The 21,400-nt window shown below is 46.5% G+C and carries 18 protein-coding genes; 12 read left to right on the plus strand and 6 right to left on the minus strand.

The features are described 5' to 3' along the window. Positions 1-345 precede the first annotated feature (345 nt). From AC5YBX_RS17000 to AC5YBX_RS17020, 5 genes are read left to right on the plus strand one after another with little or no spacing between them, the layout of a single operon-like run. The gene (locus AC5YBX_RS17000) at positions 346-1,362 is read left to right on the plus strand and encodes a glycosyltransferase family 9 protein (RefSeq protein ID WP_494524133.1); all 1,017 of its coding nucleotides are present in this window, start codon (positions 346-348) and stop codon (positions 1,360-1,362) included. 60 nt (positions 1,363-1,422) lie between these two features. Further along, positions 1,423-2,376 (plus strand): ADP-glyceromanno-heptose 6-epimerase, encoded by a 954-nt coding sequence (rfaD, locus tag AC5YBX_RS17005; protein ID WP_494524134.1) that lies wholly within the window; start codon positions 1,423-1,425, stop codon positions 2,374-2,376. A gap of 43 nt (positions 2,377-2,419) precedes the next feature. Continuing rightward, on the plus strand, positions 2,420-3,265 hold the full coding sequence (locus AC5YBX_RS17010; RefSeq protein ID WP_494520554.1) for a glycosyltransferase: 846 nt from the start codon (positions 2,420-2,422) through the stop codon (positions 3,263-3,265). Positions 3,266-3,283: 18 nt separating this feature from the next. Then, complete coding sequence (locus tag AC5YBX_RS17015) at positions 3,284-4,060, plus strand: glycosyltransferase family 25 protein (RefSeq protein WP_494520553.1); 777 nt, start codon at positions 3,284-3,286, stop codon at positions 4,058-4,060. Positions 4,061-4,068: 8 nt separating this feature from the next. Next, positions 4,069-5,205, plus strand: coding sequence for a glycosyltransferase family 9 protein (locus AC5YBX_RS17020; protein WP_494520552.1), 1,137 nt, complete (start codon positions 4,069-4,071; stop codon positions 5,203-5,205). Positions 5,206-5,344: 139 nt separating this feature from the next. Here the strand turns inward: AC5YBX_RS17020 and AC5YBX_RS17025 are convergent, their stop codons facing one another. From AC5YBX_RS17025 to AC5YBX_RS17035, 3 genes are all read right to left on the minus strand, one after another. Next, on the minus strand, positions 5,345-6,463 hold the full coding sequence (locus AC5YBX_RS17025) for a glycosyltransferase (RefSeq protein WP_494521561.1): 1,119 nt from the start codon (positions 6,461-6,463) through the stop codon (positions 5,345-5,347). Beyond that, positions 6,460-7,536, minus strand: coding sequence for a hypothetical protein (locus AC5YBX_RS17030; protein WP_494520551.1), 1,077 nt, complete (start codon positions 7,534-7,536; stop codon positions 6,460-6,462). The genes AC5YBX_RS17025 and AC5YBX_RS17030 overlap by 4 nt, the downstream gene beginning before the upstream one ends. Before the next feature lie 112 nt (positions 7,537-7,648). Then, a complete protein-coding gene (locus AC5YBX_RS17035; RefSeq protein ID WP_494520550.1) occupies positions 7,649-8,692 on the minus strand; it encodes a glycosyltransferase family 9 protein in 1,044 nt (347 codons plus the stop codon). A 462-nt stretch (positions 8,693-9,154) separates the two neighbouring features. Between AC5YBX_RS17035 and AC5YBX_RS17040 the strand changes: the two genes are divergently transcribed. After that, complete coding sequence (locus tag AC5YBX_RS17040; RefSeq protein ID WP_494520549.1) at positions 9,155-9,880, plus strand: 3-deoxy-D-manno-octulosonic acid kinase; 726 nt, start codon at positions 9,155-9,157, stop codon at positions 9,878-9,880. 77 nt (positions 9,881-9,957) lie between these two features. On the opposite strand, the gene waaA is transcribed toward AC5YBX_RS17040, so the two are convergent. Continuing rightward, positions 9,958-11,223, minus strand: coding sequence for a lipid IV(A) 3-deoxy-D-manno-octulosonic acid transferase (gene waaA / locus AC5YBX_RS17045; protein WP_494520548.1), 1,266 nt, complete (start codon positions 11,221-11,223; stop codon positions 9,958-9,960). A gap of 302 nt (positions 11,224-11,525) precedes the next feature. Here waaA and AC5YBX_RS17050 point away from each other — a divergent pair, with 302 nt between their 5' ends. The 5 genes from AC5YBX_RS17050 (at position 11,526) to glpG (ending at position 16,178) form a co-directional block, all read left to right on the plus strand. Beyond that, positions 11,526-12,179: a TetR/AcrR family transcriptional regulator gene (locus tag AC5YBX_RS17050; RefSeq protein WP_494520547.1), complete on the plus strand. Its 654-nt coding sequence runs from the start codon at positions 11,526-11,528 to the stop codon at positions 12,177-12,179. Positions 12,180-12,615: 436 nt separating this feature from the next. Then, positions 12,616-13,812 (plus strand): glycine C-acetyltransferase, encoded by a 1,197-nt coding sequence (locus tag AC5YBX_RS17055; RefSeq protein ID WP_475515264.1) that lies wholly within the window; start codon positions 12,616-12,618, stop codon positions 13,810-13,812. Between the two features lie 90 nt (positions 13,813-13,902). Continuing rightward, positions 13,903-14,928, plus strand: coding sequence for an L-threonine 3-dehydrogenase (gene tdh / locus AC5YBX_RS17060; protein WP_475515265.1), 1,026 nt, complete (start codon positions 13,903-13,905; stop codon positions 14,926-14,928). Positions 14,929-15,016: 88 nt separating this feature from the next. After that, positions 15,017-15,322, plus strand: coding sequence for a thiosulfate sulfurtransferase GlpE (gene glpE, locus AC5YBX_RS17065; RefSeq protein WP_475515266.1), 306 nt, complete (start codon positions 15,017-15,019; stop codon positions 15,320-15,322). A gap of 19 nt (positions 15,323-15,341) precedes the next feature. Further along, positions 15,342-16,178, plus strand: coding sequence for a rhomboid family intramembrane serine protease GlpG (gene glpG / locus AC5YBX_RS17070; RefSeq protein WP_494520546.1), 837 nt, complete (start codon positions 15,342-15,344; stop codon positions 16,176-16,178). A 31-nt stretch (positions 16,179-16,209) separates the two neighbouring features. Here glpG and elbB read toward each other — a convergent pair whose 3' ends face one another. Next, positions 16,210-16,863, minus strand: a complete 654-nt coding sequence (elbB, locus tag AC5YBX_RS17075) for an isoprenoid biosynthesis glyoxalase ElbB (RefSeq protein WP_494520545.1) — start codon at positions 16,861-16,863, stop codon at positions 16,210-16,212. Between the two features lie 386 nt (positions 16,864-17,249). Here elbB and polA point away from each other — a divergent pair, with 386 nt between their 5' ends. Continuing rightward, positions 17,250-20,009 (plus strand): DNA polymerase I, encoded by a 2,760-nt coding sequence (gene polA / locus AC5YBX_RS17080; RefSeq protein ID WP_494520544.1) that lies wholly within the window; start codon positions 17,250-17,252, stop codon positions 20,007-20,009. 726 nt (positions 20,010-20,735) lie between these two features. On the opposite strand, the gene yihA is transcribed toward polA, so the two are convergent. Beyond that, positions 20,736-21,392 (minus strand): ribosome biogenesis GTP-binding protein YihA/YsxC, encoded by a 657-nt coding sequence (yihA, locus tag AC5YBX_RS17085; protein ID WP_110458406.1) that lies wholly within the window; start codon positions 21,390-21,392, stop codon positions 20,736-20,738. Between the last annotated feature and the right edge of the window lie 8 nt (positions 21,393-21,400).

A 21,400-nucleotide genomic window follows, 5' to 3' on the forward strand; every position in this document is an offset into this window, starting at 1 on the left:
CTCACGTCGTAATGGCGCATAGTGTAACGATTTTATCTGCTAGAATGAACCAATCTTTTTAGCTTAATCGCCGCCAAAACTGCGATCTACTATCAGTGATTATAGCTGCCACAACTATCGGCCAACATTGTTACCTTCATGACCGCCCGATGACAGTAACGTTCTCAATTACCCAGAATAAACTGAGATAGCCCCTGCATATCTCACGCTTAAAACACAGATCAAAAGCGTTATAATTGTTATACTGCTGCAAATTTTATCCTGTCGCAGGCGGTTCGGGAGTGATTATCGCGAACAAGACTGGGCCTCGCTTGACGTAATAAACTGTAGTTGGTTGATTTTTATATGATAAAAAGAGTCTTACTGATAAAACACGATAAGATTGGGGACTTTGTCCTCACTTGGCCGTCTTTGTATCTGCTCAAAACGGCATTGCCTCAAGCCAGCATTGAAGTGTTTGTCTCGCCTGCAGTCAAAGCCTTTGCCCAAGCGTGCCCCTATATTGACCATGTCATCGTCGATAATGGCGACGACGCCGCCATCAGCCAACAATTTACCGAGCGCCAATATAATGCGATTTTGGTTTCATTATCAGAGTTGCGCACCTATAAACTGATCCGCCATTTAGATGTGCCTTACAAGCTGGCTCCTAAGCACGCTTGGTTTCAGTATCTCTATCGTCATAGAGCCAATGTCACCTACCGTAAAGATGAACCCTGCTGGCGCGGCAGCTGCATGCTTGTAGAGCATTTTTTACGTCATCACGGCTACCCTATCCCTGCACTGCCCAAGCAATATTGGGACATGAGTCAACACAGACAGAAATGGCAGCAATATTATGGTCAACAAGGTAATGAGTTATTAATTTTTGCTCATGCTGGCACTGGAGGCTCTTCTGGCGCTTTAGCGCCAGCAGATTTTGCCGCCCTGTTACGTAAGGTAAATCAGCAGACGCAGCGAGATTGCAAGTTTGTTCTAACCTTTAGTGGTGACGAAGAGGTGCTGGCGCAAAGCATTTATGACAACTTACGCCAAGATGACATTAAAGTGGTGATGGCTAAGCCACTGCCCAGCTTGGCCGACTTTGCCGAATCCATTGTCGCGGCGGATATGTTTATCGCGGGCTCAACTGGTCCGTTGCATCTAGCCGGCTTACATGACGTACCCACAGTGGGTTTTTATGCGGGTAGACGCTCAGCACCCAAGATACGCTGGCAAACGTTAACTCAAAGCCACAAACGTTTAGCGTTTACCCCACCGGTAGGCAAGCGAACTGGCCGTAATATGGCGCTGATAGATTTTGATGCCGCGGCCAACGACATCGCGGCTTTTTTAGATACTCATTACGCGGATCAGCAATAAGCAATCGAGCTTCATCATTGCGCTTATCCTTAGGTTTGCTAAAAAATTTGGAAGAATAATATGATAGTAGTGACAGGTGCAGCAGGATTTATTGGTAGTAACTTAGTCAAGGCCCTCAACGACATGGGCCGCAGCGATATTATCGCGGTGGACGATCTGACCGATGGCACAAAAATGTTCAATCTGGCCGATTGTGAAATTGCCGATTATCTCGATAAAGATGATTTTCTTGCCAAAATAACCAGTGGCATGTTCGACAACCAACTCGAAGTTATTTTTCATCAAGGTGCGTGCTCTTCTACCACAGAGTGGGATGGCAAGTTTATGATGACCAATAATTATGAGTATTCTAAGGTGTTAATGCACTTTAGTGCCCAAAATAACTGCCAGTTTATTTATGCCTCATCGGCATCGGTTTATGGCGGCAGTGACAAGTTTATCGAGCAGCGTGAGTTAGAAAAACCACTTAACGTTTATGCCTATTCTAAGTTTTTATTCGACCAATATGTGAGAAGACAAAACGTTAATACCCAAGTCGCTGGCCTACGTTACTTCAACGTTTACGGACCTCGCGAGCAACACAAGGGTGGCATGGCCAGCGTGGCTTTTCATTTTAATAATCAGATTAATGCTAACGGTATTTGCCGTCTGTTCGAAGGCATCGATGGTTACGACAATGGTGAGCAATTACGTGATTTCGTCTATGTTGAAGATGTCGTCAAAGTTAACTTGTGGTTATGGCAAAACCCCAGTATTTCAGGTGTATACAACTGCGGTACCGGCCAAGCCCAGAGCTTTAATGATGTCGCCAACGCCGTTATCGACTATCACGCGAAAGGCCACATTGAGTACATTCCTTTCCCCGATAAGTTAAAAGGTGCCTACCAGAGTTACACCCAAGCCGATTTGACTCAACTGCGGGCGGCGGGCTACACCGACGTATTTAAGACCGTTGAGCAGGCCGTGCCTGAATACTTAAACTGGCTTAAAACACAGCATTTCATTGGCCAATGACCTGCAAGTTCACCGTACCTAATTCTTCAACATGGACACAATGATGAAAAAAGCTATTTTCACTCTTGCTATTGGCGATGAAAATCCGATGTATCGTGCGGCGTTACTGAGCTTCGAACAGTACGCCAAAAAAGTCGGTGCCGATCTCATTGTTTCGAAAGAGCTGCATTACCCGATCACGATTAGCGAACCTAAACATACTGCAAGCCCTGCATGGACAGAAAAGCTCTATATTAAAGAGCTACTTAAAGAATATGATCGGGTTTTGTATGTCGATGCCGATATCATTATCACTCCAGATGCTAACAATATTTTTGAGGTGTACGATGACCTCGAAACCCTGTATCTGTTTAATGAAGGTGAGTTACTCGAACGCCAACCGGTTATTGATAAAATTACCCACATCATGGGTGACCTACCCAATTGGCCTCAGGTTAATCAACGCCCTGTGTACTACAACTTAGGCTGCATGCTGATCTCAAAGCAGTGCCCTTTATTTGAAATTGCACAGTTAGATGATTTACAAAAAATATGTAATCACATTAAGTATTACGAGCAAACCTATGTTAACTATCTTATTCATAGAGATAATTTAAAGCATCAAAGCATTTCTGCCGAATTTAACAGAATGGATGTATTAGGTCTCGATGGTTACAAGCAGGCTAGCTTTATTCATTATGCTGGACGAGGATATACCAACTCATCACTAAAGCGCGAAGTAAGGTTTATCAATGATTTTTGTGAACTGTTCGACCAGCATCTTGATAGCGAAACCCTAGCAGATCTGCAACAAGCAGGATGGCAGCTGTTTATCGATAAAGCGCATAAACGCTATAAATTGCCCAAACCAATTATCAATACGCTAGCTAAAAGCTTCGTCACCATATAACGAATAAGACAGATCATCATGCTGAAATACAAAGTATTTGTGATTAACTTGGCTCGCTCGCCAGAACGTATGGCTCGTATAAGCCAGCAGTTAGCAGACGCCAACGTCCCCTTTGAACGCATCGAAGGAGTCGATGGTAATTTGCTCTCCGATGCCGAAATTGAACAAGTATCACCGGCCGCTTTAGTTAAAAAGCATTATTACAGAGCACTGAATAAGGGCGAAGTCGGCTGCAGTTTAAGCCATAAAAAAGCCTGGCAGCAGATAGTCGATGATCAATTGGATTTCGCTTTTATTTTAGAAGATGATATCGATCTTGAAAGCAACTTTGCCGACGTAGTCGAGCTGATGGCTGGGCTACCTCACGCCAATTGGGACTTTATTAAGCTGTATCCATTGCGCAAAGGAAGTCCCAAAAATATTCGCCAATCGGTCACTTATAAGCAGCACCAGTTTATTAGCTACCACAAGTTTCCTCTCAGCGCGGTAGCGCAGGTGATTAGCCATCAAGGGGCGACAACACTATTGCAGCGTATGCCCTATGTAGTACAACCGGTTGACGGGCATTTAAAGTCTTGGTGGACATTAGGTATCTATCCATTTGGTTTAATTCCTTATTGTGTCTCGGTCGATTTACAAGGACAATCAGATATTAATCCAACGGGTGGGCTAGAAAAATTACCACAACGTCGTCTGCATAAATTGTATTTAAATTGGCAACGTGCCTTTATGCGGCTGGTGTCAACGCCCAAATTAGATAACGCTTTTAGCTTATTTAGTAAGAGCCTGAAGTAAGGATTTATGTGGCAGCTTTAATTAATCACTCAACCTTGCAGGGCGCCAAGCGCCTTTTGTATATGACTCATCTTGCCATTGGTGACTTTGTGTACCAAGGTGTGTGGTTACGCGCTTTAAAAGCAAAATACCCACATTTAATCATAGATATTTGGTTTGATGATTGCCGCACTAAACCCCATGACTGGGCTACTGGACGTAATAAGATTTTAGGGGAGTGGATTGAGGCCATTGGTGACTTTAATGAAACTTACCCCATTGTCAGCAACCTAGATGAACGCCAAGCGGCCATCAAACGAGCCCAAGATAAGCATTACGATGCGATCGTCTTTATTGGTAAAAATAGACCCGAGCAATTTGCCAAAATTGCTCGGCAAATTTCACCCACCGCTACCATAGTGGCATCTAAAAGTGGCAGCCTTATCCGTACGATTAAAGGCTACCAACACTTTAAAAAGCTAGATGCGACCTTTAACTACGATAAGCTTGCCAACAATAGCCAACATGTAACCGATCTTTACCGTCAATGCTTTAAAATAGCCTTGGGAGTGGAAACAAAAGATCTGTTAGATGGCAAAACCCAGCTTAGTATCGATATCAAACCTCAATACCACGACAGCGTAAAGCCGCTTATTGCAGCGTTAACCGATAGCGATCCTAATAAGTTAGTGGTGTTTATCAACCACCTCTCTACCGCAACCAAGAAAGACTACCCTTGGGAGCAAGTCAAAGCCCTACTATTGCAACTCAATCACCAATATAACAATCTGGTTTTTGTGATTAATACTCCGCCGGATCAATTACACGCTGTCAAAGATGTGATCAATCAAGATACGACATTGAAGCCATTACCCATACTCACTTTCACAGCATTGGATAACTTTTTCGAACTACCCGCCTTGATTGGTCTGTGCGATATCGTGATAAGTGTCGACACGGCAACGGCGCATTTAGCCGTTTGTATGGGCAAACCACAAGTGACTATCATGGCGAGCGATTTTAAGCTGTGGCAACCTTTGGGTGATAGCCTAGTTTTAGAGGGCACGGGTAAGGCTAGAACGGTGACGCCAGAGCAAGTTTGCAAGGCATTTACGTGCCAAGTTGAGACTCATTTTAACGGCACTAGCAAGTATCAGCCTCGTTAAGCCCACTAGCGACTAATACAGCAGCAGAGCGTCACTGTGCAAAGTGATGCTCTGCTGCCTCACTGAGCTTAATCGCATGCTAACCATTCTGAATGGCTAGCATGCGACAATAATGATTAAAGCTCCCCCGCTAGAGGGATCATGAGTTTGATTGGTTTGACTCAGACTCCGCATCACACAGGGCCAAATAAGCCTGAGTTATCTCAGCTATTGCCACACGATCAAACATATCAATATGAGTAATATCGGGATAAGCCGTTAATGCGGCGTCCATGGCTTGGCTCAACGCCACAGCATCTCGTCTCGGCACCAGATATTGGGCTAACCCCTGAGTTAAGATCTCATCGGGCCCATGAGGGCAGCGAGTACTCACCACTGGCGTGTTACAAACAAGCCCTTCGAGCAGCACATTACCAAACCCCTCATAATCAGAGCTCAGCACCAGCAATTTGGCTTGCTTTATCCAAGGAAACGGGTTGGCCTGAAAACCGGGGCAGATCACTCGGTCGGCGACGCCATGCTTTTTAGCCAATTTAAGCGCCTTTTTCGGATTATTACATAATAGGACTAACGGCAATGGCTGGCGCATCTTGGCTAAGGCTTTAAATAAAATATCGTGACGTTTCTGCTTAGCCACTCGTCCGACATGAATAAGATAATTGCCTTGAGGAATGTCGCTATTCTCCTCGTCGGCTCGCGCACGGATCTGCGCAATATCAAACGGATTGTAGATGGTACGAATTGAGGCGGGGCTCACGCGCTTTGATTGCACAATTTCACGCTCAATCCCTTCGGACACCGTCACCAAGTGCTGACCATTAAGCGCTTTTTTAGCTCGTAGCATATTAAAATAAGCCAAGGGACCTAGCTTTAATTGCCGGGTTAACTCCTCTTCAATCGAGTTATGGATCACGCAGTAAAGCGGAGTGATGCTGGCCTTGGTAAATAATAAATTGGTCTTATCTAAATTGGATAAAAACAGATCGAATTGACCAAACTGCTCGACAAGCCCCTCTAGCCATTGCTGCACTTGCGCCACAGAGTGACGCAGGCGCCATACACTATCGATCTGTTTCTGCTCTGGCGAGAAACAAAAGTGCACCGGAATATCGTCAGGTAACTCGTAGTCACAATTAGGTGTCAGTACTAGGAGGTGAGGCTCATGGCCTAGTTTTTTAAGCTGAGCTGCAAGGGTTAATACAATTTTTTCTGCTCCGCCCCCCGCTAAACTGTCGATGGCGATGCCGATACGTTTCATTTGCACAAGGGTTGTCCTAATAAGCGGGAAATTTCAGCCATACAAATGTCTAACCCTTTAGCCTCTGCTACTTGCTGCATCTGCTGGGTTAATTGCTTGGCGGTATCCTCTTGCAGTAATCGCATGATCTGCTCACTCATTGACGCAACTTCCGGCTCACAGTCAAGCGCCAAGTGTTTTGCTGTGCACTGCTTAATACGACTGGGCTGATCTTTCGACACCGCCACGGCTAGCGTCGGGACTCTTAATGCAATGGCTTGCAACAAGGTATCCCCCCCACTCAATACCGCCGCCTTAGCGCCATCGAGTAAATTAATAAAATCGTCAGTATTAAGCTGCTTAATGGCGATAACCCCCTCAAACTCGGGTAAGGCTTTGGGGTAATTAGGACCAAACACCATCAAACTTGGCACGCCAGTTTGCTTAAACACCGCCAGCGCCGCCTGCGCAAACAGATCGGCGGCTAACCCACCTTTCAACTTATGCCCACCGGAACCGGCACTGTAGAGCAGATATTGCTTAGGGTTAACCTGATAGTGTTGCTGCAAAACCGCTTGCTCGGCTTGAGTCGGGTTAGCAAAGATTGAACCGGTAAAAATGGGCGGCTCACGTTTAATCAAATTGAGTTTTAACTTATCCAACCAATTAATATCGCCAATGACAAATTCAGGTTGAACGACCCAATGACTGTCGGTCACCAGTGCGCGCTCAATTTTCATGCCTCGGGCACGCTTACGGCGATGCTGGCTGATAAACACCACTTTTGCCCCATGTAAATTGGCGTGTTTAAGCTGGGCTTTGCGACCCGACGCATCAAAAATCACCACATCGGGCTTAAATTGGGTAATCAACTGATTGACGGCGCTGATATGTTTTGTCGGTGTGTCATCGACTAAATGAGCACGATAGGGGCAAGACTGAGCATATGGAGCATGACTATTAAGCACAAATTCAACTTGGGCATTAGGCCAACGTTTACACACCTCATCGGCGACAATTTTTGAGCGCATATACTCTCCAATTCCCTCTTCGGAGGAAACTGGGACAAACAGAAATTTTGGCGCTATCGACATTCACTCTTTCCCTATTGCTTCACCACGTAAGCAACCCTTAAGATATTGGGTACCTATTGACTATTGCTCGCTGTAACTTGCCCAAGTAAGCACAGCGCTGGTCAGTTTACCATTAGTGGCTTAACCGTTGCGAGAGCTGATTAAAGCGAGCAAGCACGCTCTCGACGCTAATCATCTGCATCAGTTGAGCACCTTTTGCACGGGTACCCCAGACCACCTTACCCGATGTTTGTGCCCTGATAGCGTCATCATAAACACTCACCACTAAATCTAAGCAAGTATAGGGGCCTGTGCGCCCAGGATTAGAGTGTGCATACAAACCGATCACTGGAGTGCCTTGAGTGACAGCCATGTGAGCGGGACCGGTGTCAGGCGCAAGTACCATGGAGGCCTGTTTGAGTACGGCCAATAATTGCGTTAAAGAGGTGCGCCCGACTTGATTGTCCAACTCATGCTGGGCAAAGCCTTGAATTGCAATGGCTAAATCTTGCTCTAACGCTGTAGGTCCGCCGCACAATATGACGTGATAACCTTGCGCGACCGCATAATCGGCAACTGCGGCATAACGTTCAGGTAGCCAATTACGCTCGGCTTTACTGGCTGCAGGGCAGATAACTAAGGTATTCTGGCCGCTGGGGATCAAATTCTGCGCAAATTCAGTGTCAGAGGCTGGGACTGGAATATTCCACGATGGCTGCAAATCGGTTACCCCTAAAGCTTTAGCAAACCCCATAAAACCGTCTAACACATGGGGAGTCGCTAACGGCGCAACCCGCTGATTGGTCACCAACCATTGGCCCTCTTTAGCCCTAGCGCAATCGAATCCCAAACGGTATTTTGCGGTAATGGCCAATGAAGCAATCGTTGCCCGCAGCGCCACCTGCATATGCAGCAGCACATCAAAACGCTGCCCAGCTATGGCACGCTTAAGATTAAGATAACTTCGCCAGCCTTGTGACTTATCGAACACCACAAACTGCACCCCAGGTAGATGCTTAAGCAATTGATATTCTACCTTGCCTATCACCCAAGTGATCTCTAGATGAGGATAATGCCGCTGGATCGCCTGTACCATGGCAACGGCATGACAAACATCGCCAATGGCCGATAAACGAAGCAAACATAAAGAGTGGGCGGACTGTAAATTTAAGCTCATAAGATTTCAGGGTTCACTGGGATTAATAGCCGTTAAAGATCCGCAACGAGTTTAATGTAGAATGCTGCTAGGTTCCATGTTTAGCCCCCAAAACCGGGCAAATAGCCTTAAGCGCGCTATTACAGCCCTGTCGCCAAAAGATCCAAAGGCTCGCATTGGTAGGCTCCCCCAGACGGCAAGAGTATGGCGGCGCACCAAACTAGCGTCGCAGTTATTATCTGAAATCGGGCCTAAATATTCTGACAAATACCCACTGATGATGTTGTCTATCAAGCTCACAATTAAACGCACCACCTGACTCGCGGCAACCCAGCGGACAATCGCTTGAGCAAGCCCTAGTAGAAGAATATCAACACTGTGATTCAAGCACTTAAACAGTCGGTGAAACAGTTCTGCTCGACGCTGAAGATCAGTTACAATTAAGCCATTCGCTTAATGCCATCAGAGTTAGCTTGTAATTTTATGCAAATCAAACGTACCGACGCCGGTTATATCGCCTTTTGTGAGCCAGAACTTAAACCCATCACACCCGATTGGTTTACCTTTGACTATTGGCAGGATCTGGGTGACATCACAGGATCTTCAACTGGCCGTTACACCACTTGGTTTGTCGACCCACAACATATTACCCGCCACAAGAATGCTCAGTGGGTGATACGTCACTATTACCGCGGCGGCGTGATGGCTAAATTCAGCCGAGACAGCTACCTTTATACCGGACTCAAGCGCACCCGTGCTATCGCCGAGCTGGCATTACTCGAACAGTTATTTAGCGAAGGCTTTGCGGTACCTAAACCGGTCGCGGCGCAAATTCAGCGTCACGGTATGCATTATCGCGGTGATATCATTATTGAACGCATCGAAGGCGCACAAGACTTAGTGGCTCAGTTATCTCATGCTTCCATGACAGACGCCCAGTGGCAAGCCTTGGGTAAGCTTATCGCCACATTCCACCAGCGCGGGGTTTACCACGCCGATCTTAATGCCAAAAACATCTTAATCGGCAATGACAACTTCACCTTGATTGATTTCGACCGCGGTGAACTGCGCACGCCCTCGCCCAAATGGCAGCAGGCTAATCTAGACCGATTATTACGCTCATTTAACAAAGAGAAAACTAAACTCGCCACGCTGCATTTTAACGACCACAATTGGCAGCAGTTAATGGCTGGCTATTCACAAGCGTAAACTCAGACGATTACGGCGCTATCTGATAAAGATAAATTAACGCAAGCATGCCTCGGTACTCGACAAGTGATGCAGCATTACTGGTCGAGCAAACCACACACCAGTGCAAATTGGGCAGCAAGCGCCCCTTTATTGTCTTCCACCACTTTAAGCCCGGCCTCCCTAGCCAGCAGATACGCCTCTTTGTCATCAAATTTATCCACTAATTGTAGTGACAAGTCCTCGGCAGATTTCACCACAGATAAGGCACCTGCTTCTTGTAGCATGAGCGCAATTTCGGCGAAGTCCCTGAAATTGGGCCCCACGTAAACAGGCAGTCCCATGGCGGCAGGTTCGAGCGGGTTATGGCCACCATTTTCAATAAGCGTGCCCCCGACAAAAGCTTGGTCTGCGGCGCCATAGAAACTGAGTAGTTCTCCCATGGTATCGCCCAGCAACACTTGGGTATCGGTATCTACCTTGTCTGCTTGGCTGCGACGCGCCAGCGTTAATCCCGCAGTGTTAACTCGACTGGCTGCAGCCTCAAACTGCTCAGGGTGCCTTGGCACCATGACCAACAGCGCATGAGGAAAGCGGATCAATACATTTTTATGCGCCGATAAAATGGCGTCAAACTCCCCCGGATGCACGCTGCCTGCAACCCATACCGGCGTCTCTAGGCGCTGCCACTCGCTGCGCAGCTGCCTTGCCTTGGCGATATGCTGCTCACCAATGGTGAGATCGAATTTCAAGCTACCTGTCACCTCAATTTTGCTGGCCGGCACCCCCAAGGCGATAAAACGCTCTGCGGTTGGGCTCGACTGCGCCGCTATCACATCTAAGGTCTGCAACATGGGGCTCACCAGTTTAGGCCGCTGCTGATATTGCTTGGCCGACTTGGCAGATAAACGTGCATTGGCCAACATCAACTTTACGCCACGTTGTTTGGCCTGATGCAGTAAGTTAGGCCACAGCTCGGTTTCCATAATAATGCACTGTTGAGGCTGCACTTGGTTGAGAAAGCGAGCCACACATAGCGGCAGGTCGAAAGGGAGGTAGCAATGTTGTACTCGGTCACCAAACGCCTTAATGACCTCTGCCGACCCTGTTGGACTGGTCGTCGTGACGGTGAGAGTCAGATGCGGATACTGGGTCATTATTTTATTAATCAGCGGGATGGCCGCGAGGGTTTCTCCCATCGATACTGAATGGACTAACAGATCGGTAGCCTGTAAACGACTTAAGCCAAAACGTTCTGCCCAGCGGCCTCGATAAGCGGGACTTTTTATAGCGCGAAACGTCAAATAAAGCAATAACAGGGGTGAAGCTAAATAAAGTAGAGCTGAGTATAAAATCCGGTTCATGAGATAGGCTTGTCAATCGGTTAAGCACAGGAGACCTAATATTAGCATGCTAGGCCGTTATAGGCACTTTCCCCCCAAGGTTAACAGCTTAAAAATAAGGGAGATTATGTGTCACTGATACATACTGTCTCTCAAACTGGTCTGATAAGCCATCGATTGACATTTGCCTAGGGGCTGTTTAAGTTGGCATTTAGAGCCTGAGCTCAACGGGCTTGCACAATAACGACCCCAACCTTAGAGCCTAACGACAACAAAGGCTTTACCTTAAGCATTTTTCTTAATCGACCTAATTTGGGATCTGCATGAAAACCCGCGATAAAATTGTCCATGCCAGCTTAGAACTCTTTAATGAGCACGGCGAAAGAAGCATTACCACTAACCATATTGCCGCGCATTTAGGGATCAGTCCGGGTAACCTCTATTACCACTTTCGCAATAAAGAAGACATTATTCGCTCTATTTTCACCCTCTACCAGCAACACCTTGAATCAGGCTTTCAGCCCTATCAAGACAAAAAAGTGGATGTTGACCTATTAATTGGCTATTTCGATGCCCTATTTTATACCCTGTGGCAGTTCCGCTTTATGTACTCTAACTTAGTGATCATTTTAGGCCGCGATCCCGAGCTCAATAAGCAATATACCCAGGTGCAAGAACAGGTACTTGCACGCGCGAGCAACATTTTAAACCAACTGAAACAAGACGGCGTACTAACCATCGATGATCATGATATCGCCCCGTTGGCCGACACCATTAGAATGGTCGCTTGTTTCTGGATAAGTAATCGCCTCACCCACTCTGAAACCACCATAATCACCAAAACTTCCTTGTATGAGGGTTTACTTAGGGTGTTGATGATTTTTAGAGCTTACGCCAGTGATAATGCTAAGCCCACCTTTATGCGACTCGAGCAACATTATCAGACGCTAGCGCAGAACGAACAACACGCTGATTAAGCACCAAGGAGCAATCACTCATCCCCCCCGCAGCTTTAGTCAACATAAAGCTGCTCCTCACAATGTTGTCTATGTGACATTTCACATTACTTTTTGTTATGCAAAAGTTGTTATTGCACTAGCTAAGTTAATGATGAAAAAAAGAGTGTGGTGCCGAGCCCATTTAAGGTTAGAATTCGGCCAACCTATCGCTTAGCGTGGCTGGTGCTCGCTGTGTTCATGTGTCGATAATACGGCCACCATGGCAGTAAATATCGACAAGTAAACCTAACTTATTGACGTTCGCGTAATGAGCTCAAACAACATCTAAGCCGCGACTCCGGCGACGAAATGGGCCCTTAGTTAGAGGCCATTTCGTTCATTTTGCGTCTAAATAGGCTCGATGAATCAAGCGCAAATGATAACAATAAAATTATCCCCAAGAAGGAGACCTCCTGTGACCAAAACCTCATTCTACGACCAAATTAATCAGCAACTTGTTGAAGTAAAAGCTGAAGGCTTATACAAAAGCGAGCGTGTAATCGCCTCTCCTCAACAGACATCAATCGAAGTAAATGGCAGCGAAGTGATGAATTTCTGTGCCAACAACTATCTCGGCCTTGCCAACCACCCTGAGCTTATCGCCGCGGCGCAGCAAGGATTAAACGATCACGGTTTTGGTATGGCATCGGTGCGCTTTATTTGCGGCACACAAGATATCCACAAGCAACTTGAAGCCAGCCTAAGTGAATTCCTCGGCATGGAAGATACCATTCTTTACTCTTCTTGCTTCGACGCGAACGCCGGCCTGTTCGAAACCCTATTGGGCGCCGAAGACGCGATTGTGTCCGATGCGCTTAACCACGCATCAATTATCGATGGCGTACGCTTGTGTAAAGCCAAGCGTTTTCGCTATGCCAACAATGATATGGCCGATTTAGAAACACAGCTTAAGGCCGCCAAAGCAGCAGGTGCACGCCATATCCTTATCGCCACCGATGGCGTGTTTTCTATGGATGGGGTTATTGCGAACCTCAAGAGTGTGTGCGACCTTGCCGACCAGTATGGCGCACTCGTCATGGTCGATGATTCTCATGCCGTGGGCTTTATTGGCCAAAATGGCCGTGGCACCCACGAATATTGCGATGTGATGGACAGAGTCGACATCATCACTGGTACCTTAGGTAAGGCATTAGGCGGCGCATCGGGCGGATTTACCGCGGGTAAAAAAGAGGTCATCGACTGGTTACGTCAGCGTTCACGCCCATATCTGTTTTCTAACTCTTTAGCGCCAGCCATTGTAACCGCATCGATCCATGTCCTTGAAATGCTCAAATCTGGCCAAGCACTGCGTGAAGCCGTGTGGGAGAACAGCCGTTATTTCCGCGAAAAAATGACTGCTGCCGGCTTTACCTTAGGCGGTGCCGATCACGCCATCATTCCTGTGATGATTGGTGATGCTAAGTTAGCGGGCGATTTTGCCAACCGATTACTCGAAGAGCACATTTACGTCGTTGGCTTCTCATTCCCTGTGGTACCGAAAGGCCAAGCGCGTATTCGCACCCAAATGTCTGCCGCCCACAGCCGTGAGCAGTTAGATCGCGCCATCGATGCCTTTACCCGTATCGGTAAAGAGATGGGCATTATCGGCTAATATAAAACCAAAGGGACTACATTGTGTTGTAGCCCTTATTGAATGACATTTTTTACTGACCGCTAGGGTGAGTCAGTCATAGGGTGGAACATGAAAGCACTAAGCAAATTAAAGCCTGAAGAAGGCATCTGGATGGTCGATGCGCCAAAACCTGAAGTTGGCCATAACGATCTACTGATTAAAATTCGTAAAACTGCCATCTGTGGCACCGACGTACATATTTATAACTGGGACGAATGGTCACAAAATACCATCCCAGTCCCTATGGTAGTGGGTCACGAATATGTAGGTGAAGTGGTTGAGATTGGCCAAGAGGTACGTGGCTTTTCCATTGGCGATAGAGTATCGGGTGAAGGCCATATAACCTGCGGACATTGCCGTAATTGCCGCGCAGGTCGTACTCACTTGTGTCGTAACACTTCAGGTGTTGGGGTTAACCGTGAAGGGGCCTTCGCAGAGTATCTGGTGATCCCAGCTTTTAATGCTTTTAAGATCCCTGATGATATTTCTGATGATTTAGCCTCTATCTTTGATCCCTTTGGTAACGCAGTACATACCGCATTGTCATTCGATCTGGTAGGTGAAGATGTCTTAATCACCGGAGCGGGTCCTATCGGCATTATGGCGGCAGCCGTATGTCGCCATGTCGGTGCGCGTCACGTGGTGATCACCGATGTTAACGAATACCGCCTTGAGTTAGCGAAAAAGATGGGCGCCACTCGCGCCGTTAACGTCGCGACCGAAAAACTCGAAGATGTGATGCACGAACTTGGCATGACCGAAGGTTTCGATGTGGGGCTGGAGATGTCGGGGGTTCCTGCGGCGTTCCACTCAATGCTCGATACCATGAACCATGGCGGTAAAGTTGCTATGCTGGGTATTCCTGGTGGAGAGATGGCAATCGATTGGAGCAAAGTGATCTTTAAAGGATTAATTATCAAAGGCATATACGGTCGTGAAATGTTTGAAACCTGGTACAAGATGGCCAGCCTGATCCAGTCGGGTTTAGATATTTCGCCCATTATTACCCACCACTTCAATGTCGATGATTTCCAAGCGGGCTTTGACGCCATGCGCTCTGGTCAATCTGGTAAAGTGATCCTTAGCTGGGATTAACTCGGTATAATTGAGCTAGTAGGAGGCTGTTCAGCTGCAGCCTCCTATCACACACTCACCAATAATTATTGATTTCTACAGGTTTACTATGTCAGCTTTTAAACACTTAAGCGTTAATCAACTGCTGCAAATGCAACAAGAAAACAGTCCGCTCCAGATAGTCGATATTCGCGACAATGCTAGTTTCGAGGCTGGACACATTGCAGACGCAACCAACCTGACTAACGACAATCTTGCAGCCTATATTGCTGAAGCCGATATGGATCAGCCCTTGGTGGTGGTTTGCTATCATGGCATTAGTAGCCAAAATGCCGCAAACTATTTACACGAACAAGGCTTCGATGACGTATATAGCCTAGATGGCGGCTTTCAAGCGTGGCGCGAAGCGAACTAACCTCAGTGAGAAGATGCTAATGCTAGAAATTGGTCGCTTACCCAACGCACGTGCCGCACAGGCACTTATCGACTATTTAAAAGGTCAAGGTGTAAGCTGCCAACTATCCTACGATGAACAAGATGTTATCGTCTCTGTCGAGCGCGAACAGGACTATGCTCCAGCCCGCGCCGAGTATGAGCAATTTATTCAACATCCCCATGATGATAAATACCTGCAGGCTTCTTGGGATAATGGCAGCCCAGCAACAAAATTAGATTATGGTGCACCTAGCTTACAACTGCTAAGCCAATTTATTTCTGGCGCAGGACCACTCACGCTAGGCATTATTGCCATTTGTGCCGTGATCTATTTAGGCTTTAATATTGGCTTTGCCAATGTGCTATTTGAGCACCTGTCATTCTTTGGCGCCGTCCCCAATAGTGGCTTTGAGCAAGTATGGCGCGTCTTTACTCCCAGCCTGATGCACTTTTCAGCCATGCATATCTTGTTTAATTTACTCTGGTGGTGGTATTTAGGCGGTAAAATCGAAAACAAGCTCGGCGTAGCGCCATTGTTTATCATACTGTTAGTCGCCGGAACCCTACCCAATATTGTGCAGTATTTTATTACTGGCCCTAACTTTGGCGGCCTTTCTGGCGTCGTCTATGCGGTAGTTGGCTACACTTGGGTGATGGGCGTTAAACGCCCTGAAGCTGGCATAGGTCTGCCACCCGCCTATATTGTCTTTATGCTACTCTGGCTAGTACTAGGCTTTACCGATATATTTGGACTCTCGATAGCCAACGGTGCCCATATTGGCGGATTGATTGTTGGAGTTATTCAGGGCTTTATCGACAGTAGAAAACGCACCTAGGCGCTAGCGCCTAGGGCTTAGTGTTAACCGCCTAAGAGGCCAGTTCAATCACCTTCCTCACCAGTTTATTGATACCTATATGTGCTTGGGCAATGTTTTCTGCCAACATATAAGCTGGTGTACTGACTAATTTATTGGCTTCATCAACCACTATCTGCTCCACATTAGTCTCGACATGCTGCCCCCCCATCAAATTAAAGGCATGTGCAGTTTCGGTATCATGCCCAATGGTGCCGCGAGCCTGATGATACAACTTAGGGATCATCACCGGAGAAATACAGATAAAGCCCACTGGTTTTTTTGCTTCGATAAACTCATTAATAAAATGGCTCACCTCTGGTGCGATTTCGCATTCGCTGCCCGCAACAGCAAAGTTACATAGATTCTTGGCGGCGCCAAAACCACCGGGGATCAGTAAGCCATCAAACTCTCCGATAACAAGATCTGTCGTCGCCTTTATCTCACCACGAGCAATACGCGCCGACTCCACCAGCACATTACGTTTATCTTCGACATCTACCTCACCAGTAAGATGATTAACCACATGCATCTGGTCAATATCAGGCGCAAAACACTGGTAACAAGCACCAGCTTGAGTGAGGGATAACAAGGTCAGCACCGCCTCCTGGAGCTCGCTACCATCAAACACCCCCGCGCCACTCAATAACACTGCGAATTTTTTCATTAACAGCTCCTTTTATATACCCAACAGTTTTAACAATAATGAAACAAACAACTTGATCTGTTTATTTTTCGTGCTAAGTTAGTGCATCGACTTTAGCAAGCCGCTGTCAATTCGCCAAGCCAGAGCCGATAAATGGAATGAAAATAAAAGTCCACACATTAGGAAATTTTACTTGGAAGTAATACCTAGTTCACACAAAAAATAAACATCACATAAAATCAATAACTTAAAATCACACCATGTCGTCGCGGTTATAAAGCCTGCTCGTTGATTTTTTTTTAGCTCACAGACTTATCCACAGCCTAGTGAGTAATTTTGCGTGGCCGAAATCGTCCTAATGTGGCATGCTAGCGCCATCATCGAATACCGATAAATGAATAGATATTATGCCTACTATTGCTGAAAACCCACTGATCCTTGTGGATGGTTCTTCTTATCTTTACCGCGCTTATTATGCCCCCCCTCACCTAACGAACTCGAAAGGCGAAGCCACTGGCGCCGTTTATGGCGTAATTAATATGCTGCGTAGCTTACTAAAGCAATACAAGCCGACACAGATGGCTGTGGTATTCGATGCCAAGGGTAAAACGTTCCGTAATGATTTGTATGCAGAATATAAGGCGCATCGCCCAACGATGCCTGATGACCTACGCTCTCAAATTGAACCGCTACACCGTATTGTGCGAGCACTTGGCCTGCCATTAGTCTGTGTGCCTGGCGTCGAAGCCGATGATGTTATTGGCACCATTGCTACTCAAGCGAGTAAAGAGGGGCGTTCGGTACTGATCAGCACTGGCGATAAGGATATGGCGCAGCTAGTCGATAATAATATTACCCTTATCAACACCATGACCAATACCATATTAGGGCCTGAAGAAGTGCTCGAAAAGTTTGGCGTCGGCCCAGAATTGATTGTCGACCTATTAGCACTGCAAGGCGATAAAGCCGATAACATTCCAGGCTTACCTGGTGTGGGTGAAAAAACCGCACTGGCGATGCTTAATGGCGTTGGTAGTATTGAGCAGATCTTAGCTCATCCTGAAAAAATGCCAGAGCTCGGCTTTCGCGGCGCTAAAACCATGCCGGCCAAAATTGCCGAACATGGCGAGATGCTAAGACTCTCATATGAGCTCGCGACCATTAAGTTAGATGTAGAATTAGAGCAAGATTGGCATCAGCTGAATATCGCTCCAGCCGATAATGAAGAGTTGATCAAATGCTATAGCGAAATGGAATTTAAGCGCTGGCTTGCAGAAGTGCTCGATGGTAAGGGCGCAAATAACATAACCAATGACGCTAAGGACGAAGATACCCCTCCTGTACCACAAGATATCGATGCCGATTACGTCACCATCTTAAGTTGGCAACAACTGGACGAGTGGATTGAAAAACTCGCTAGCGCCGAACTCTTTGCCGTCGATACCGAAACCACCAGCCTTAACTATATGCAGGCTAAGTTAGTCGGCTTATCCTTTGCTATTGAAGCGGGTCAGGCTGCGTATCTGCCACTGGCACATGATTACCCCGACGCGCCAGAACAACTGGACATGACGCAAGCCTTAGCCAAATTAACCCCACTACTGGAAGATGCTAGTATCAAAAAGGTTGGCCAAAACCTAAAGTACGATATGAGTATTCTGGCCAACGTGGGGATCACGCTACGCGGCATAGCCTTCGATACCATGCTCGAATCTTACGTGTTTAATTCGGTCGCCTCGAAACACAATATGGACGACTTAGCTCTGAAGTATCTCGGACATAAGACTATCGGTTTCGAAGAGATTGCAGGAAAAGGCGCCAAGCAACTGACCTTCAATCAAATTCCGCTAGAGATAGCTGCGCCTTACGCCGCTGAAGATGCCGATATCACCCTAAGATTACATCAGCATTTGTGGCCAAGATTAGCCAAGGCCCCTGAACTTGCGAGCGTGTTCAGTGATATCGAATTGCCGCTGGTGAGCGTACTATCACAAATTGAACGCCAAGGCGTGCTAATTGACAGCATGTTACTCGGCCAGCAAAGTGAAGAACTCGCACGAAAAATTGATGAGCTAGAACAAAAAGCTTACGACATCGCCGGCGAAACCTTTAATCTCAGCTCAACTAAACAGTTACAAGCCCTGTTTTTTGAGAAGCTCGGCTACCCTGTGATTAAGAAAACCCCCAAAGGCGCACCATCGACAGCCGAAGAAGTGTTAGTCGAACTGGCGCTTGACTACCCTTTACCTAAAATACTGCTAGAGCACAGAAGCTTATCTAAATTAAAGAGTACCTATACCGACAAACTACCTTTGATGGTCGATGCAAATACTGGCAGAGTACACACCAGTTATCATCAGGCCAATGCTGCAACCGGTCGTTTATCGTCGAGTGAGCCTAACCTACAAAATATCCCAATCCGCACCGAAGAGGGTCGCCGCATTCGCCACGCCTTCATCGCGGGTGAAGGACGTAAAATTCTGGCTGCCGATTACTCGCAAATCGAATTACGCATCATGGCACACCTATCGCAAGACTCAGGCCTACTGAGCGCGTTTGCCGAGGGTAAAGATATCCATAGCGCGACTGCTGCTGAAGTCTTTGATGTCGATTTTAGTGAAGTGACAAGCGAACAACGTCGCCGCGCCAAAGCGGTCAACTTTGGCCTCATTTATGGCATGTCCGCCTTTGGGCTAGCGCGTCAGCTCGATATTCCTCGTGCCGAAGCGCAAAAATATATCGATATTTACTTTAAACGCTACCCAGGCGTACTCAAGTACATGGAAGAAACACGCGCCGCGGCAGCCGAACAAGGTTACGTATCGACGCTATTTGGCCGCAGGCTCTACCTACCAGCCATCAAAGATAGAAATGCTATGCGGCGCCAAGCTGCTGAACGCGCCGCAATCAACGCCCCGATGCAAGGCACCGCTGCCGATATCATCAAGAAAGCGATGATTGATGTAGCGCATTGGATTGCAAGCGACACTCAAGGTGAGATCACCATGATCATGCAGGTACACGATGAATTGGTTTTCGAAGTTGATAGTGATAAAGCCGAGAGCTTAAAAGAAAAAGTCTGTCAATTAATGGCCAGTGCAGCCAGTCTTGATGTCGAACTACTGGCCGAGGCGGGTATTGGTGACAACTGGGAACAGGCGCACTAATACAATGCATATCCAGTAGCCAACTGACTAAAGGCGCAATATTTGAATTGATTAAGCCTCACTTAGTGTGAGGCTTTTTATTGCAGCAAAAAGCCACATAGACTATCAACGCGCTCATCTTAAGTCATTGCGGGGCATCTGCACCTGAAAAAGTAATTTATTTTCATTTTGAGTGTTAAAACAGCTAAATTATTATTTTAAAGTGCAAATATGAAACTTTAAGATCAAAAAAATGCTGTTTTTATCGCCTAAAGTTTAGATGTTGCTCACATTATTGTCGTTTTTTATAAAAAACAGTTTCCCAAATAACGGCTAATGCAGTATTATTCTCGGCGTAGGGTACAGAGGTTAAGATGTTCTATCTTTCAGACCTTTTTTAATTCACTTGTTAAGTGGATAGCCGAATTATGGCGCCTCAGCGATTTAATTGCTGGGGCTTTTTTTCGCCTAAAATTTAATTTAGAGCAAATACTTTAAGTTGGTCGAGATTCGCGCTATCATGCAGTTATTGAGAGCCATTGATCATCGATTGATGGAACTTGAGTCTTGTTGAATTTAGCTTCTCCTCAAAAGAGCTAATTTATTCGCCGATGGTTTACACCGTCGGTTTTTTTTGCCTAAAATTCCGCTATACCCCTCTTCTTCATTGCTATCTGCAATGCCCGTTCAACTATGAAACAAAAAAAACGCCTCCTCGAAGGAAGCGTTTTAACAGTACAATAAATACTATTCTTGATCGGCCTCGGCCAATGCTTCAACTAACCAGTCAGGGTGACACCATTCATTCAGTATGCTTAATACCTTAGGTTTACCAGTGCCTTTCAGTGAAGAGAAGGGCTCCACCTTAACCGCATCACCAAAATCAATTAGCGCCTTGCGAACCTCGTTAACGGTTTTCATTCTGGCACTTTGAGCCAACTTGTCGCATTTCGTCAGCAGCGCAAGTACCGGAATATGACTATCAACAGCCCACTCTATCATCTGCATATCGAGATCTTTTAACGGATGACGAATATCCATCAGTACTACTAGGCCACTTAAGCATTCACGTTCTTGTAAATATTGACCTAACGCTTGTTGCCACTTCTTCTTTAACGCCAATGGAACTTGCGCAAAACCATAACCAGGCAGATCCACCAAGCGGCGATGCTCGTCGAGGGCAAATACGTTAATTAATTGCGTACGCCCAGGGGTTTTACTGGTTCGAGCTAAGCTTTTTTGTTCTGTAAGCTGATTTAATGCACTGGACTTTCCGGCATTAGATCGGCCTGCAAATGCAATTTCAACACCCACATCTCCAGGCAAATGTTCATTGAGATGCGCGATATCAGGTGCGCTGATCAAAAACTTTGCCTGCCGAAAATCGATACGAGAATCAGTCACTACCCACT

The organism is Shewanella sp. 492, from assembly GCF_059338445.1.